Consider the following 16,044-nt stretch of genomic DNA (forward strand, 5'->3'; position numbering starts at 1 on the left):
GATCCGACAAGCTCCCTCTCAGGTTGCGCGCTTCAGAGTGAGGTCACGTCCGGCTTCTGAAACGTCAACGTGATCAGCGCGCCGCCGCCCGGAGCGTCGGCAACATCGATGGCGCCGCCGTGTTCGTCGACGACAGCTTTGACGATCGCAAGCCCGAGTCCGGCGCCATCGCTGCGGGCGCGGTCGCCGCGCCAGAACCGCTGAAAGATCATGCCGCGGTCGGCCTCGGCGATGCCGGGGCCATGATCGCGTACCGCCACGCTGGGCCCCGCTGCATCGACCTCGATCATCACCTCGGTGCCGGGTGGTGTATGGCGGATCGCATTGTCGACGAGGTTGCGCAGCGCGCGCCGGATCATCTCGGCGTTGCCCCGCACAGGGACGGGATGATCACCGCCGCGCAGGCCGATCTCCTTGCCGGCCGCGAGCGCGGCCGGCGCGACGGTCTCAATCAGTTCGGTTGCGATCTCGACGAGGTCGACGGCTTCGTCCGGATCGACCCGCATCACGTCCATCTCGGCCACATCGAGCAATTGCGACACGATCCGGCTCATCGCGGCAAGGTTGCGCTGCAGGTCTGTTCCTGACGGCTTCGGCTGCAACGTTTCGATCCGCGCGCTGAGGATCGCGAGCGGTGTCCGCAATTCGTGGGCGGCATCAGCAGTGAAGCGGCGCTGTTCGTTGAAGCCGTGTTCGAGCCGATCGAACGCCTGATTGACCGCGCTGACCAGCGGCCGGATTTCGCTGGGAATGCCCTGCATCGGCAGTCGGATATCGGTGCGGCTCGGGGTGATGCCGGCGGCGCGCTCCGAAGCATCGACCAGGGGGCGGATCGCGCGCCGGAAGATCACGATGTCGAAGGCGAGCAGCAGCAGCAGGATGGGGAGGACGATCCAGCCGGCGCGATGGAAGAAGTTTGCCGCAATGTCGTCGATGATGACGTCGCCGTTCGACAGGTCTTCCACCACCTGGATCGTCAGCGTCCGGTCGCCAATCCGTCGTTCGATACTGTCACCGGACAGGCCGCTGGAGCCGGTGACGACCCCGAACCACGAAGCGCGATCGGCGGATCGGCGCGGCGGCAGCAGCGGTTTGCGGTCCGGGTTCGAGCTGAACAGCACCTTGCCGGAGCTGTCGACCACCGCATAGGCATAGCGGCCGTAGGCGGCCGAATACACATCGCGCAGGTCCTGCGGGAGGGTGAGGCTGAGCTGTCCGTCCGGGCCGACACTGAGGTGCTCGGCAACCACCTCGGCCTGGCGTCGCATGGCGTCGCCGTGCAGGCGGTCGATCTCGCGGTTGAGCAGGCAGAACAGGATCAGCGGCAGCACCACCGCGGTGATCGTCAGCGCCACCACATGCAATAGCAGGATGCGGGCGGCGAGGGAGTCGCGCCGGAACACTTACTTGATCTCCGACAGCAGATAGCCGACGCCTCGGATCGTCCGGATCTGCACCGTGGCGCCGAGCTCTTCGAGCTGCTTGCGCAGCCGCGAGACATAGACCTCGACCGCGTTCGACGCGACGTCGCCGCCGAGCCCGAACATCTGATCCTCCAGCGTCTTCTTCGGCACCACGCGGCCCTGCCGGCGCAGCAGCAATTCGAGCACGTTGAGCTCACGACCAGATAGGAGGCGAGGCTCGCCGTCGATCAGGATCTGGCGGCCTTCGGTATCGAAGGTGAGATTGCCGAGCGACAGCGAGCGGCCGAGCAGATGCCCCGGCCGACGCAGGATGGCCTCGATCCGCGCCACCATTTCCTCGATCGCGAACGGCTTGACCAGGTAGTCGTCGGCACCGGCCTTCAGGCCGGAGACGCGGTCCTGCACGCCGCTGCGCGCGGTCAGCACCAGCACCGGGATCGATTCATGGCCGGCCCGCAGCTCGCGCAACAGCGACATGCCGTCGCCGTCCGGCAAACCGAGATCGAGCGCCATAGCGACGTAGTTCACCAATGCGAGGGCAGCGCGCGCATCCTCGACGCCGCTGACGACATCGACATCGTAGCCGGCGGCGTTGACGCCCCGTGAAATCAGGTCCGCCAGCTCGAGGTTGTCTTCGACGATCAGGAGGCGCATCGCGGGGCAAACGAGATTGTGACGATCGGGACTTGTGCGTCGTACCACGTGTAAGCAGTGAGCGTACAGCGGGCAAATCCGGAAATAATTGGTAATTTTGCGAGGACAGCGGAGCCGTGTCAGGTTGGTGTAAGCTCGGTCTGCTAACCACAGCGAAGGCGTCCGGAAACGGCCGATCTGTTCGACTGCGGGGCGCAGATGCAGCACAGCTGGAAGACACCGATTTTTGCTGCAGCGACCGCGGTTCTCGTGGCGGCTGGGTGCGCTGGGCTAGCGATGCGCTCAGGCGATCTCGTGGGATCGGCATGTGCGCAGCCGGCGGATACGAGCCGGGATGGCATCGATCTCGCCCAGCAGACGATCGCGCTCTCAGCCAAGCAGGTCGAGGCGATCACCATCGAACCGGTCGAGCAGCGCGAATTCCGTATTACCAAGGACGCGCTGGGGTCGATCGCCTACAACGAGAATCTGCTGGTGCAGGTGTTCACGCCCTATGCCGGACGGATCATCGACACCTTCTTCAATCTCGGCGACGAGGTGAAGAAAGGCGCGCCGCTGTTCACCATCGACAGTTCCGACTTGCTGCAGGCGGAGTCGACGCTGCTGGCGACCGCCGGCGTGCTCGAGCTGCAGAACCGGAATCTCAACCGCGTGCGCCAGCTACTCAAGACCGGCGGTGCGCCGCAGCGCGATGTCGATCAGGCGACGTCCGATCAACAGACCGCCGAGGGCAATCATAAGGCCGCGCGCGACGCGGTGCGCATCTTCGGCAAATCGGAGGCCGAGATCGACCGCATCATCGTCGAGCGGCATGTCGACTCCACCTTGATCGTGCGCAGCCCGGTGGACGGGCAGGTGACCGCACGCAACGCAGCGCCCGGCCTCTACGTGCAACCCGGCAGCGCGCCTGCGCCGCTGACACTCGCCAATCTGTCGATCAAATGGATGGTGGCGAACGTTGTCGAGACCGATGCGCCGGCCTTCCGGCTCGGTCAGCCGGTTGAGGCGCGGGTGGCAGCCTATCCCGGCCAGGTGTTTCGCGGCCGGGTGACGGCGCTCGGCAGCAGCATCGATCCAAGTTCGCACCGCCAGTTGGTCCGCTCCGAGATCGACGACCCGGCCAATCTGTTACGTCCCGGCATGCTGGCCAACTTCACCATCGAGGTGGCAAAGCCGGTGACGTCGCCCGCGGTGCAGCTCGACGCGGTCGTTCGCGAGGGCGACGGCACCATGGCGGTTTGGGTGACACGCGACCGTCGCAGCTTCCAGCGCCGGCTGGTCAAGATCGGCCTGGCGCAAAACGGCCGCCGCCAGATCCTCGACGGTGTCGCGCCGGGTGAGCTGGTGGTCGGGACCGGCGCGATCTTCCTCAGCAACAAGCTCGCGAACGCCGCGAGCGGCTGATCGACAGCAAAAGCCGGCGGCCCTCATCGTGTTCAAAAGCATCATCGAGTTCGGCCTGACCCGCAAGGCCATCATCGTGCTGGCGCTGATCGTGTTCTGCGGTGCTGGCATCGCGGCGTTCACCCGGCTCAACGTCGAAGCCTATCCCAATCCCGCGCCGGTGATCCTCGAGATCACTGCCCAGGCCGCTGGGTTGTCTGCCGAGGAGATGGAGAAGTACTACACCATCCCGATGGAGGTCGGGTTGTACCCTACGCCCGGCGTGGTCAATATCCGTTCGACATCGTTCTACGGCCTGTCTTTCGTCCGCGTCACCTTTGCCTACGGTGTCGACTACTATTTCGCGCTGACGCAGGCGGCCAATTCGATCCAGCAGAACATCTCGCTGCCGAACAATCTGGTGCCGACCATTCAGCAGTCGAGCCTGGTCGGCGAGATCTTTCGCTATCAGCTGGTCGGGCCGCCGAACTACGGCCTGACTAACCTGCGCACCGTGCAGGACTATATCGTGGCGCGGCGGCTGATGACGGTGCCCGGTGTGGTGCAGATCAACGCCTGGGGCGGCACCACCAAGCAGTTCAACGTCGATGCAGATCTGCAGAAGCTGGAAGCCTACAACATCACCGTGCCGCAGATGGTGTCGGCGCTCGGCAACTCGAACCTCAATGTCGGTGCGCGAGAGATCACCATCGGCCAGCAGTCGGTCAACATTCGCGGGATTGGACTGGTCGATTCCGGTGGCGATGATTCCATCGCCAATGGCTACAAGGTCCAGGACATCGAAAACGTCGTGCTGACCCAGTCGGGCGGGCTGCCGATCCAGATCAAGGATGTCGCCAAGGTTTCGGTCGGCTATGTGCCGCGGCTCGGCATCGCCGGGCGAGACAGCAGCGACGATGTCGCCGCCGCGATCGTGGTGATGGGGCGGACCCAGCACACCAACGACATCGTGCCGAAGGTCGAGGAGGAGGTCGCCAAGCTCAACCGCGACGGCAGCCTGCCGCCCGGCGTCAAGATCGTGCCGTATTACGATCGCGGCGCGCTTGTGGCGGTGACCACCCGGACGGTGCTGCACAATCTGATCGTCGGGTGCCTCTTGGTGTTCCTGATCCAATGGATCTTTCTCGGAGATCTGCGCAGCGCGCTGATCGTCAGCGCCAGCATTCCGTTCGCGCTGTTCTTCTCGATCATCATCCTGGTGCTGCGCGGCGAGGATGCGAACCTGTTGTCGCTCGGCGCGGTCGATTTCGGCATCATCGTCGATTCTGCCGTGATCATGATGGAGAACATCTTCCGCAACTTGCAATCGCCGGCCGAGCAGCAACGCCGGATGCTGGCGCAGCTGCAGCAGAGCGGTGCCGGCACGGGCGAGCCGCAGGTGTGGACCGATCGGTTGCGGCTGATTTTCCTCAGCGCGCTGCAGGTCGACAAGGCAGTGCTGTTCACCGCCGCGATCACGGTGACGGCGTTCGTGCCGCTGTTCACCATGCAGGGCGTCGAAGGCCAGATCTTCGGACCGATGGCGCGCACCTACGGCTATGCGCTGGCGGGCGCGCTGATCTCGACTTTCACGATCACGCCGGTGCTAGCCTCGCTCCTGCTGCCGAAGACGATCGAAGAACACGAGACCGCGATCGTGCGCGGTCTGCGCCGCGCGTATGAGCCGGTGCTGCGCTGGTCGCTTGGACGTACCAAGGTCGCTGCTGTTGCTGGCCTGGTGTTCCTTTGTGTCGCGGGCTTGGCGGCGAGCCGTCTCGGCAGTGAGTTTCTGCCGGCGTTGGAGGAAGGCAATTTCTGGATCCGGGCCGCGATGCCGCCGACCATGTCACTCGATGCCGGCACAAGTTACGTGCGCAAAATGCGCGAGATCCTGCTGCGGCATCCTGAAGTCATCACCGTGGTGTCGCAGCACGGCCGGCCTGACAACGGCAGCGACGCCTCGGCGTTCTCCAACGTCGAGCTGTTCGCGCCGGTCAAACCGTTCTCGGAATGGCCGGCCGGCCTGACCAAGGAGATGCTGGCGGAGCAACTGCAGAAGGAGTTCGACGCCGAGCTGCCGGGCGTCACCTTCAACTTCTCACAGTACATCCAGGACAACATCGAGGAGGCGCTGTCCGGGGTGAAGGGCGCCAACTCAGTCAAGATTGTCGGTCCGAACCTGCAGGTGCTGGAGCAGCTTGCCGGGCAGGTTGAGCGGGAGATGGCCAAGGTGCGCGGCGTCACCGACGTCGGCGTGTTCCATCTGCTCGGCCAGCCCAACCTCAACATCAAGGTCGATCGCGAACGCGCCGCGCGCTACGGCCTCAACACCGGTGACGTCAATTCGGTGATCCAGGCGGCGGTCGGCGGCAGCATCGCCACCACGGTGCTCGAAGCTGATCGGCAGTTCGGCGTCGCGGTGCGGCTCGACCCGAAGTTTCGTGAAAGCGTCGATGCGGTGCGCGAGCTGAAGATCGCTTACGCGACGCCGAGCGGCGTCAACGCCTACATCCCGCTCAGCGAAGTCGCAACCATCTCGCTCGACACCGGCGCGTCCTTCATCTACCGCGAGAGGAGCCAGCGCTACATTCCGATCAAGTTCAGCGTCCGTGGCCGCGACCTCGGAGGCACCGTCGCCGAGGCACAGCAGCGGGTCAACGATGCGGTGCAGCTGCCACCCGGCTATCGGTTGATATGGTCCGGCGAGTTCGACAATCTGCAGGATGCCAAAGCGCGGTTGATGATCGTGGTGCCGATCACGCTGCTGCTGGTGTTCGTGTTGCTGTATGCGCTGTTCAATACGCTGCGCGACAGCCTGATTGCGTTGCTCGGCATTCCGTTCGCGGCGGGCGGCGGCGTCATCGCGCTCTATCTGTCCGGGCTGGAATTCAGCGTCTCGGCTGCGATCGGCTTCATCTCGCTGCTCGGCGTCGCGGTGATGGACGGCATCCTCAACATCACTTACTTCCGCGAGCTGCGCGCCAGCGGCGTGAGTGTTGCCGACGCGGTCAGACAGGCCTCCGAGCAACGGATGCGGCCGATGCTGATGACGGCGCTGTCTGCCGGCGTCGGGTTGTTTCCGGCGGCGCTCTCGCACGACATCGGCAGCCAGGTGCAGCGGCCGCTGGCGACCGTTGTGGTCGGTGGCATGTTCATCGGCCCGCTGTTGCTGCTGGCGGTGGCACCGGCGTTGCGCAAGCTCGCTTTTGCTCGCGAGGAGGCGGGGCGGACCAGCGCTACTCCCCAGGCTGCACCCGAGGGAGAGCCATGATGCTGCGTCGGCTGGGCGCCCTCGGCACGTGCATCTGTCTCGCCGGCTGTGCGGTCGGGCCGAATTTCGTGCAGCCGCCGTCGCCCGAGGTCGATCGCTATACGGCGGCTTCCTTGCCGGCGACGTCACCAGGGAAGGCGCAGCCTTTCGTGGTCGCCGAGGATGTGCCGACCCGCTGGTGGTCGGCATTCCGCTCCGAGCCGCTCGACCGGCTGGTGCGCGCGACGGTCGTGCGCAATCCGACCCTGCAGGCGGCGGATGCCGCGATCAAGGTGGCGCACTTCAATGCACTGGCGCAGCGCGGGCTGTTCTTTCCGCAGGTCAGCGCAAGCTATGGTCCATCGACGCAATTGTCGTCGAACAACGAAGCCTCCGATGCGCCGCAGCAGCGGCTGTCGCTGCACACCGCGCAGCTCAACATCGCCTACACGTTCGATGTCTGGGGCGGGAACGCACGCGCGGTGGAGAGCCTCGACGCCGTCACTGAGCAGCAGCAGTTTCTGCTGGAGGCGACTCATTTGACGCTCACCGCCAATGTCGTCACCGCGGCGATCGGGGAAGCCTCGCTGCGCGGTCAGATCGCTGCCACCAAGAAGATCGTAGCGATCGAGCGCGACATCCTCGGCATCCTGAAATCACAGTTCGAAGCAGGGCAGGCTGCGCAGGTCGATGTCCTCACCCAGGAGGCGGCGCTTGCCCAGGTCGAGCAGACGTTGCCGCCGCTGGAGAAGCAGCTCGCGATTCAGCGCGACCTGTTGACCGCCCTGGCCGGCAACTATTCGGCTGCGCAGGTTCCGGAGCGCTTTGAGCTGGCGCGTCTCAGTCTGCCACACAACATCCCGGTGCTGGTGCCGAGCACGTTGGTGCGGCGGCGGCCGGACGTACGGGCTGCGGAGGCCAATCTGCACGCGGTGAGCGCGCAGGTTGGCGTTGCAGTGGCGGCGCGCCTGCCGAATATCAGTGTCGGCGCCAGCACGGCTGGTGCCAGCGCGACCAACTTTGCGCAACTGTTCGCGCCCGGCACCGGGTTCTATCTGCTGGCCGCCAATGCCACCCAGCCGATCATCGACGGCATGACCTTGCTGCACAAGCAGCGCGCTGCGGAGGCAGCGCTCGAGCAAGCCGATGCGCAGTATCGCCAGGCGGTGATCTCGGCACTGCAGAATGTCGCAGACGCGCTGCAGAGCCTGCAGCACGATGCAGCCCTGGTGCGCGCTGCTGCCAAATCAGAGGCGGCAGCAAAGGCCAGCCTCGACATCATCCGCAAGCAGCTTGCGCTCGGGCAGGTCAATCAGGTTGTCGTCCTGAACGCGCAGCAGACCTACCTCAACGCTTCGATCGCGCATGTTCAGGCCGAGGCGACGCGCCTGTCGGATGCGGCCGCGCTGTTTATGGCGATTGGAGGAAGCTGGCCGGCGGGATGTGGAACCGATTGGCGGAGCTGCGTGCTCGACGATCTGCCGATCACGGCTGCCTTGCAGTAGGCTCGAAAGAGCAGGTGGGTTCCCGAGCTGCGACAGATCGATCCGCCGCGACTTTGTTATGTTATTGCGGATCGACACGAATGCGAGCCGCGTGCTATCCGCTTGCCTCGACCCGTGAGAGCCATCGTGACGTTGATCGCCCGCATCTTCCAGCATCGGCTGCTGCGCGTTTCGCGCCAGGCCGTCGCTATGGCCGTGCTGGTGATGTATCTGCTCGCGGGCGCCCTGCACGGGCTGTGCGATCTCGATCTGACCACCGGTTCCCCGACCTCGATCGTCACGCTGCCGTCGCAAGGCGGCGACCATTCGGACAATGTCCTCGCGGCCGATCACCACTGCCACGGTTGCTTCTCGGTGTCGCTGCCGAGCCCGAACGTCGTCGCGACCGCGTCCGAGCTCGTTTCCGCGCCCGTACGACATGAAGACGCCGAGCGCCACAGCGTTCAGCGTGGAATCGAACCTCCGCCACCAAAATCCCTGATCTGAACATGACCGCTGGGCGCCACGCGCCCTCAATCCGTCGTTCGTCAGGTCTTCATCATGTTGTCTTCGATCGCCACGCGGCTCGCGTGTGCGGCCGTCTTGCTCGCTGGCTGTGTGCTGGCGGAAGAGGCCCGTGCGCAAACGCTGACTATGGGCAACGCGCTGCAGCGCGCCCTCAACGCCAGTCCGCGGCTTACCGCCGCCGAACGTGACGTCGGCATCGCGCGGGGCCAGCGCATTCAATCCGGCGCGCTGATCAATCCGGAGATCTCTTACGAGCAGGACAATTCGTTCGGCTCCGGCACCTATCGCGGCACCCGGTCTGCGGAGTCGACGCTGCAAATCAGCCAGATGTTCGAGCTGTGGGGCAAGCGCGACGCCCGCGTCGCCGCCGGGCAGGCCGGACTCGATGCCGCCTCCATTGGTCGCCAGGCGGTGCGGCTCGAAGTGCTGTCCGAGACCGCGATCGCCTTCGTCACGGTGCTCGGGCTGCAGCGGCGCATTCAGATCCTCGACGAGCAGATCGCCGCGATCGACGCGATCACGCCGCTGCTGCAGCGCCGCGTCGAAGCCGGCGCGTCGTCGGTGGCGGAGACCGGCCGAGCGGAGGTCGCTTCCGCGCTGGTGAAGGCGGATCGCGAGCGCACCCGGTCGGCGCTCGCTACAGCCCGCCGCGAGCTCGCGATCCTGATGGGCGACACGGCGGCGAAGTTTGCCGCGGTCTCCGGCCGTCTCGAGGCGATCGGCAAACCGCCGGCGTTCCAGTCAGTGATCGCGGCGATCGACGCCAATCCGCAACTGGTGCGCTGGAAGGCGGTATATGCGCAGCGCAACGCCGAACTTTTGCTGGCGCGGCTCAAGCCGTATCCGGACGTCACCGTGGCGGCCGGCTGGCGCCGCTACAACGAGACCGGCGACAACGCCGTCCGCTTGTCGGTGTCGGTGCCGATCCCGCTGTTTGATCAGAACCAGGGCAACATCCTGTCGGCGCAGGAGAGTCTGGCCAAGACTGCGGCCGAACGACAGGCCAATCGCAATACGCTGATCGTGATCGCGGGACGCGCCTACGACTCGCTGCAAGGCTCACTGCGCGAGCTGGCGATCCTGCGCGATACCGCGATCCCGAAAGCGAGGGATGCCGCCGCCGCGATCTCCGAAGGCTACGGCCAGGGACGCTATTCGCTGCTCGAGGTGCTCGATGCCCAAGGCAGTGTCGCGCAGGCGCGGCTGCGCGAGCAGGAGGCACAGCAGAATTTCCATGTCGCCGTCGCCACCATCGAGGGGCTGGTCGGGAATCCGTTCGCATTGGCGCGGGGAGGCGCGCGATGATGAAACCGTTGATGTTGATCTGCGGTGCCGCCGCGATGTTTGCGCTCGGCGCCGCTGTTTCTGCTTACGCGCCGATCGGGTCGCGCGAGCCGGCGCAGCAGGCCGGAAAGGACTCGAAGGGACATAATCACGCTGCGGGCGAGAAGGGGCATGATCACGGCGGCCACGATGAGGAGGGCGCGGTCGAGATGAGCGACGCCAAGGTCGCTGCCTCGGGCATCGAGATCCGCACCGCCAAGGCTGAGACGCTGCACGAGTCGCTGGTGCTCAACGGTATCCTGCAGCCCAATCAGGAGACGCTGGTTCAAGTCACGCCGCGGTTCCCCGGCGTGGTCCGCGAGATCAGGAAGCGGATCGGCGACACGGTCGAGAAGGGCGAGCTGCTCGCCAAGATCGAAAGCAATCAGAGCCTCAGCGTGTACGAGATGCGCGCGCCGATCTCCGGCACCGTGATCGACCGGCAGATTTCGCTCGGCGAATACGCGTCCGAACAGAAGCCGGCCTTTACCGTTGCCGACGTCTCCACCGTGTGGGTCGACCTCTCGGTGCATCGGCGCGATCTGCCGCGGGTGCGGATCGGCGACAAGATTCTGATCGACGTTGCCGACGGCGGCCAGCCGATCGAGGCGAGCCTGTCCTACATCTCGCCGGTCGGCAGCAGCGATACCCAGAGCGCGCTCGCCCGCGCCGTGGTGCCAAACGACGCGATGCGCCTGCGCTCCGGCCTGTTCGTATCGGCGCGATTGATCCTCTCCGTCAAGCCGGTGCCGTTGGCGGTGCGAGCCTCGGCGATCCAGACCGTCGAGAACCGCAGCGTCGTGTTTGTCCGCAGCGGTGACAAGTTCGAGGTCCGCGATGTCGAGCTCGGCGCGCGGGATGCGGAGAACGTCGAGATCGTGTTCGGCCTGCTCGACGGCGACCGCTACGCCGCGGCTAACAGCTTCGTCGTGAAGGCCGAGCTCGGCAAGGGATCGGCGTCGCATGAGCACTAATGTAAGTCTGCTGATCGCCGAGGCCGCGCATGATTGACAAGGTGCTCGCCTTCTCCGTTCGCCAGCGTTGGCTGGTCATGATCGGCGCGCTGATGATGGCCGCGTTCGGCGCCTGGAACTTCACCCGCCTGCCGATCGACGCGGTTCCGGACATCACCAACGTCCAGGTCCAGATCAACACCAATGCACCCGGCTATTCGCCGCTTGAGGTCGAGCAACGGATCACGTTCCCGATCGAGACCGCGATGGGCGGGCTGCCGAACCTCCTCAATACGCGGTCGCTGTCGCGCTACGGGCTGAGCCAGGTCACCGTGGTGTTCAAGGACGGCACCGACATCTATTTTGCCCGCCAACTGGTAAACGAGCGCGTGCAGCGCGCGAAGGACGCGCTACCGACCGGAATCGAGACCGCGATGGGACCGGTCTCGACCGGGCTCGGCGAAATCTACATGTACACCGTGGAGGCCAAGCAGGGGGCGACGCGCGCCGACGGCAAGCCATTTACACCCAGCGACCTGCGCACCGCGCAGGACTGGATCATCAAGCCGCAACTGCGCAATGTCCCAGGCATCAACGAGGTCAATACCATCGGCGGCTTCGCCAAGCAGTTCCACGTGCTGCCCGATCCGGCGAAGCTGATGGCCTACCGCCTCAGCTTCCGCGATGTGATGACGTCGCTCGCCGCCAACAATGCCAATGTCGGCGCCGGCTACATCGAGAAGAACGGCGAGCAGTATCTGGTACGCACGCCGGGGCAGGTCAGCGACGTCGAGGAGATCCGGCAGATCGTGATCGGCTCGCGCAGCGGCGTGCCTGTGCGGATCATGGACGTTGCGGAGGTGAAGGAAGGCACCGATTTGCGCACCGGCGCCGCGACCCTGAATGGCCAGGAGGTCGTGCTCGGCACCGCAATGCTGCTCATTGGTGAAAACGGCCGCACCGTGGCACAGCGGGTTGCCGCGAAGCTGCTGCAAATCGAGAAGTCTTTGCCGGAAGGCATGTCGCTGCGCGCAGTTTACGACCGCACCCACCTGATCGACGCCACCATCGCGACGGTGGAGAAAAATCTGGTCGAAGGCGCGCTCTTGGTGATCGCGGTCCTGTTCCTGATCCTCGGCAATTTCAAAGCGGCGTTCGCCACCGCGCTGGTGATCCCGCTGGCGATGCTGTTCACCATCACCGGGATGTTCGAGAACAAGGTCAGCGCCAATCTCATGAGTCTGGGCGCAATCGACTTCGGCATCATCATCGACGGTGCGGTGATCATCGTCGAGAACTGCCTGCGGCTGCTGGCGCATGAGCAGAAGCTGCGAGGACGGTTGCTGACCCGCCAGGAACGGTTCGACACCATCATCGCCGGCTCGCGCGAGGTGATCAAACCGAGCCTGTTCGGTACGCTGATCATCGCGGTGGTGTATCTGCCGGTGCTGACGCTGACCGGCGTCGAAGGCAAGATGTTCACGCCGATGGCGCTGACCGTGCTGATGGCGCTCCTGGGCGCCAGCCTGCTGTCGATGACGTTCGTGCCCGCCGCGGTAGCGCTGCTGGTCACCGGCAAGGTGTCGGAGAAAGAGAACTGGTTCATGCGGCTGGCGCACCGGGCGTATCTGCCGCTGCTCGATCTGGCGATCCGGCTGCGAGGGCTCGTCGTCGTGGGTGCGGTGGCGCTGGTCGTGGTGAGCGGCTATGCGGCGACGCGGATGGGCGGCGAGTTCATTCCGAGCCTCGACGAAGGTGACGTCGCGATCCAGGCGATGCGTATTCCCGGGACCAGCCTGACACAATCGCTGGACATGCAGATCGCGCTGGAGAAACGCATCCTGGCGATCCCGGAGGTGAAGGACGTGTTCGCCCGCACCGGCACCGCTGAGGTTGCGACCGATCCGATGCCGCCGTCGATCTCCGACGGTTACGTGATGCTGAAGCCGCGTGAGCAGTGGCCAGATCCGAAGAAGCCCAAGGCTGAGGTCGTCGAGCAGATCGAATTGGCGGCCGAGCAGGTGGCGGGCAGCCTGTACGAGCTGTCGCAACCGATCCAGTTGCGCTTCAACGAACTGATTTCCGGCGTGCGCAGCGACGTGGGCGTGAAGATCTTCGGCGACGATCTCGACGTGCTGACCCAAGTCGCGGGTCAGGTGCAGTCGGTGCTGCAGACCATCAGGGGGGCGGCCGACGTCAAGGCCGAGCAGGTCGCCGGGCTGCCGGTACTGACGGTGAAGCTCGACCGCAAGGCGCTGGCGCGGTTCGGCATCAGCGTCGCCGAGGTGCAGAACCTGGTTGAGATCGCGGTCGGCGGCAAATCGGCCGGGCTGGTATTCGAAGGCGACCGCCGCTTCGACCTTGTTGTCCGGCTGCCGGATGAGATCCGCACCAATATCGAGGCGATCAAGGCGCTGCCTATCCCACTGCCTCCGGCCGAGGGGCAGGCGAAACCGACACCGGCTGCGTTCGGCACCTCGCCGCTGTCCCAGATGCGCTACGCACCGCTGTCCGAGCTTGCCGAGATCGTGGTGGCGCCGGGGCCGAACCAGATCAGCCGTGAAGACGGCAAGCGTCGTATCGTGGTCTCCGCCAACGTCCGCGGCCGTGACCTCGGTTCGTTCGTCGGCGAGGCGCAGCAACTGATTGCCGACAAGGTCAAGCTGCCCGCGGGCTATTGGATCGGTTGGGGCGGGCAGTTCGAGCAGCTCGTCTCGGCGACCCAGCGCCTGACCATCGTGGTGCCGATCGCGCTGTTGCTGATCTTCCTGCTGCTGTTCATCAGCTTGGGCTCGGCAGCGGATGCGCTGCTGGTGTTCAGCGGCGTGCCGCTGGCGCTCACCGGCGGCGTCTTCGCGCTGCTGCTGCGCGACATTCCGCTGTCGATCAGCGCCGGCATTGGCTTCATCGCGCTGTCCGGCGTCGCGGTGCTGAACGGCCTTGTGATCATCACCTTCATCGAACGGCTGCGCGGCGAAGGACGCAAGATCGTCGAGGCGGTGCGCGAAGGCGCGCTGACGCGCTTGCGCCCTGTGATGATGACCGCGCTGGTGGCTTCGCTTGGCTTCGTGCCGATGGCGCTCGCCACCGGCGCCGGCGCCGAGGTGCAGCGACCGCTGGCTACCGTGGTGATCGGCGGGATCGTGTCGTCGACCATGCTGACGTTGCTGGTGCTGCCGGCGCTCTACATCCTGTTCCGCCGTGAAACTGCCACTGCGGGCACCGACGCGACGAATGTCCCTGCCACTGAAGGAGATCACCGATGAAGAAGATGCTGATTGTCGCCGTCGCGCTGTCGTTCGTCGCACCGGCGCTGGCGCAACACGATCACCACAAGGGGCCGAACGGGGGCACGGTCGAAGATGTCGCCGGCGTGCATGTCGAGATGGTCGCCTCGGGCAAGACGGTGACATTCAACGTCTTCGACGAGGTCAACAAGCCGCTGCCGACTGAGGGCTTTTCCGGCGCGGCATTACTGATCTCTGGAAGCGAGCGCGAGACGCTGCCGCTCACCGCGACCGGCACGGCGCTGAAGGCAGAATCCAAGTCCGACATCGCCAAAGGCGCCTCGGTCAGCCTGACGCTGAAGACGGTGGACGGCAAGACCGGGCAGGCGAAGTTCAAGCCCTGAGGCGATTCGGGCGTGCGCCCAAGCAGCGGCTGGAAGGTTGTTCCTGCAGTGGCGCGCGACTTATCCCAGCGCGGCTTCGCGATGGGGGACGTGGAGCGCCTTGCGAATGCTGACGCGCCAAGTCGCCGGTCCGTTCTCGAGATAATTCCAGCAAAAACTTCCCGGCCGCTTCACGTCGAAGAGATAACGGAGCGGCCGCGGGTCGTGATCGCTGACCAGCTCCAGTCCGCGCTCGGGAGTGAGCTGGTCGAACAGGCTGAACACGATCGGGTGGCGCAGCGGCCGGGGAAACAGCCTGACGTCGACGACGGTGGTGATTTGATCGGTCATGCATGCGTTATTGCCGCGACGGCGCCCACGATCGTTGTCGGGGCGCAAACAAAAGCGGCGATGTGACGCGCTCTCAGGACCGCTGCGAGTTTGCGAAGGTACGCAGGCGTGCGAGCCGGGCGATCGACGACGCTGCAAGGCTCTGCGCCAGCTCCAGACCGGCCTGGTCCGTGGCGCGGTCGGATTCGTCGAGATAGATCGAGGTCAGTTGCTCGGCATAGCGCACCACGCGTCGCGGCACGTCTCCCGCGGTTTCCGCGGTGCCAGGCAGCTCTGCGCTGAGAGCTGCAAGGTCGGCTGACGCAAGGCCGTTCGAAGACAGCAGCTTCTCTTGATCCGTCGCGGGCAAGGTCTGCGACCATCGGACGATCTCTTTCAACAGCAGGCTTTCCATCAGCGCGGCCGACGACATCTCGCTCGAAGAGGGCTCTGCCGCGTCGTCGCCGTTGCTGGTTCGCTCCGCGCGCCAAGCAAGCCGTCGTTCGCGCCGCAGCAGATCGGCATCGACCAGCGCTTCCCGTGCCATCGTCTCCGCCGCGATCCGCAGCTGGGAGGCTGCTGCGTGTGCGGCGACGTACGTCCAGAACACGAAGGCGCGTTGCCGATGCCGCACCGCGATTGCCCAAGCCTGATACGGCGTTGATAACGATGAGTCCGCAAGTTCGCTGAGTTCCGATTCTGGAACCAGATGATGCAGCGGTTCCGGCTCCAGTGTGGCGTCGATTTGCTTGCTGGGCAGCGCTGCGCGACGTAGCGTGAGCTCGACGATCCGATCCTGTTCGCGCTCGCGCAGTGTCTCGAACACGCAACGAACAGGCTCGATGGTGTGATCGCTGTCATCCGCCAGCGACGCCGCCATCTGATCATAGGCTGAGGCGGCATGTTCTGCCTGTGCCAGAGCAATCGCGTAGAGCTCGGCGAGATCCTTCACCGCGCGCGTCGGTGTCGATGTCAAGAGCGGGGTGTTACGCATGGTCGTCTCTGGTTGAGCAGTTTAGGCATTATGTGCCGAATTTGCGCTGGCGCAAATCGGTCTCTGTGTCGGCTGCTATCGAAAGCCGACCACGCAACTTCAGAACAACGG

Annotated in this window: 12 protein-coding genes; 8 read left to right on the forward strand and 4 right to left on the reverse strand. The window is 65.1% G+C overall.

The features are described from left to right. Positions 1-32: 32 nt before the first annotated feature. Positions 33-1,403, reverse strand: coding sequence for a sensor histidine kinase (locus HZF03_RS10210; protein ID WP_119017872.1), 1,371 nt, complete (start codon positions 1,401-1,403; stop codon positions 33-35). Then, positions 1,404-2,078 carry a response regulator transcription factor gene (locus tag HZF03_RS10215; RefSeq protein WP_119017873.1) on the reverse strand — a complete coding sequence of 225 codons (675 nt, stop codon included), beginning with the start codon at positions 2,076-2,078 and terminating at the stop codon, positions 1,404-1,406. 294 nt (positions 2,079-2,372) lie between these two features. On the opposite strand from HZF03_RS10215, the gene HZF03_RS10220 reads away from it, so the two are divergent. The 8 genes from HZF03_RS10220 (at position 2,373) to HZF03_RS10255 (ending at position 14,630) form a co-directional block, all read left to right on the forward strand. After that, entirely contained in the window at positions 2,373-3,482 is a 1,110-nt protein-coding gene (locus tag HZF03_RS10220; protein WP_234832193.1) for an efflux RND transporter periplasmic adaptor subunit, read from the forward strand. 28 nt (positions 3,483-3,510) lie between these two features. After that, positions 3,511-6,732, forward strand: a complete 3,222-nt coding sequence (locus tag HZF03_RS10225) for an efflux RND transporter permease subunit (RefSeq protein ID WP_119017875.1) — start codon at positions 3,511-3,513, stop codon at positions 6,730-6,732. After that, on the forward strand, positions 6,732-8,216 hold the full coding sequence (locus HZF03_RS10230) for an efflux transporter outer membrane subunit (protein ID WP_234832194.1): 1,485 nt from the start codon (positions 6,732-6,734) through the stop codon (positions 8,214-8,216). The genes HZF03_RS10225 and HZF03_RS10230 overlap by 1 nt, the downstream gene beginning before the upstream one ends. A 126-nt stretch (positions 8,217-8,342) precedes the next feature. Beyond that, a complete protein-coding gene (locus HZF03_RS10235) occupies positions 8,343-8,702 on the forward strand; it encodes a hypothetical protein (RefSeq protein ID WP_119017885.1) in 360 nt (119 codons plus the stop codon). 54 nt (positions 8,703-8,756) lie between these two features. Next, positions 8,757-10,028, forward strand: coding sequence for a divalent metal ion exporter subunit IhpA (gene ihpA / locus HZF03_RS10240; protein WP_119017877.1), 1,272 nt, complete (start codon positions 8,757-8,759; stop codon positions 10,026-10,028). Continuing rightward, a complete protein-coding gene (gene ihpB, locus HZF03_RS10245) occupies positions 10,025-11,020 on the forward strand; it encodes a divalent metal ion exporter adaptor subunit IhpB (protein WP_119017878.1) in 996 nt (331 codons plus the stop codon). The genes ihpA and ihpB overlap by 4 nt, the downstream gene beginning before the upstream one ends. Positions 11,021-11,049: 29 nt before the next feature. After that, positions 11,050-14,265, forward strand: a complete 3,216-nt coding sequence (locus HZF03_RS10250; RefSeq protein ID WP_119017879.1) for an efflux RND transporter permease subunit — start codon at positions 11,050-11,052, stop codon at positions 14,263-14,265. Next, entirely contained in the window at positions 14,262-14,630 is a 369-nt protein-coding gene (locus HZF03_RS10255) for a hypothetical protein (protein WP_119017880.1), read from the forward strand. The genes HZF03_RS10250 and HZF03_RS10255 overlap by 4 nt, the downstream gene beginning before the upstream one ends. Before the next feature lie 60 nt (positions 14,631-14,690). On the opposite strand, the gene HZF03_RS10260 is transcribed toward HZF03_RS10255, so the two are convergent. Together HZF03_RS10260 and HZF03_RS10265 are read right to left on the reverse strand one after the other, a co-directional pair. Then, positions 14,691-14,960: a DUF2249 domain-containing protein gene (locus tag HZF03_RS10260; RefSeq protein ID WP_011157613.1), complete on the reverse strand. Its 270-nt coding sequence runs from the start codon at positions 14,958-14,960 to the stop codon at positions 14,691-14,693. Positions 14,961-15,033: 73 nt separating this feature from the next. Beyond that, positions 15,034-15,891, reverse strand: a complete 858-nt coding sequence (locus HZF03_RS10265; protein ID WP_234803416.1) for a ferritin family protein — start codon at positions 15,889-15,891, stop codon at positions 15,034-15,036. Between the last annotated feature and the right edge of the window lie 153 nt (positions 15,892-16,044).

Origin of the sequence: Rhodopseudomonas palustris, assembly GCF_013415845.1 — a bacterium.
Classification (GTDB): domain Bacteria; phylum Pseudomonadota; class Alphaproteobacteria; order Rhizobiales; family Xanthobacteraceae; genus Rhodopseudomonas; species Rhodopseudomonas palustris_F.

Bases quoted from the DNA above. Each gene is read 5' to 3' on its own strand.
- HZF03_RS10215 (WP_119017873.1), bottom strand. From the start codon at position 2,078: ATGCGCCTCCTGATCGTCGAAGACAACCTCGAGCTGGCGGACCTGATT.
- HZF03_RS10230 (WP_234832194.1), top strand. From the start codon at position 6,732: ATGCTGCGTCGGCTGGGCGCCCTCGGCACGTGCATCTGTCTCGCCGGC.
- ihpA (WP_119017877.1), top strand. From the start codon at position 8,757: ATGTTGTCTTCGATCGCCACGCGGCTCGCGTGTGCGGCCGTCTTGCTC.
- ihpB (WP_119017878.1), top strand. From the start codon at position 10,025: ATGATGAAACCGTTGATGTTGATCTGCGGTGCCGCCGCGATGTTTGCG.
- HZF03_RS10250 (WP_119017879.1), top strand. From the start codon at position 11,050: ATGATTGACAAGGTGCTCGCCTTCTCCGTTCGCCAGCGTTGGCTGGTC.
- HZF03_RS10255 (WP_119017880.1), top strand. From the start codon at position 14,262: ATGAAGAAGATGCTGATTGTCGCCGTCGCGCTGTCGTTCGTCGCACCG.
- HZF03_RS10260 (WP_011157613.1), bottom strand. From the start codon at position 14,960: ATGACCGATCAAATCACCACCGTCGTCGACGTCAGGCTGTTTCCCCGG.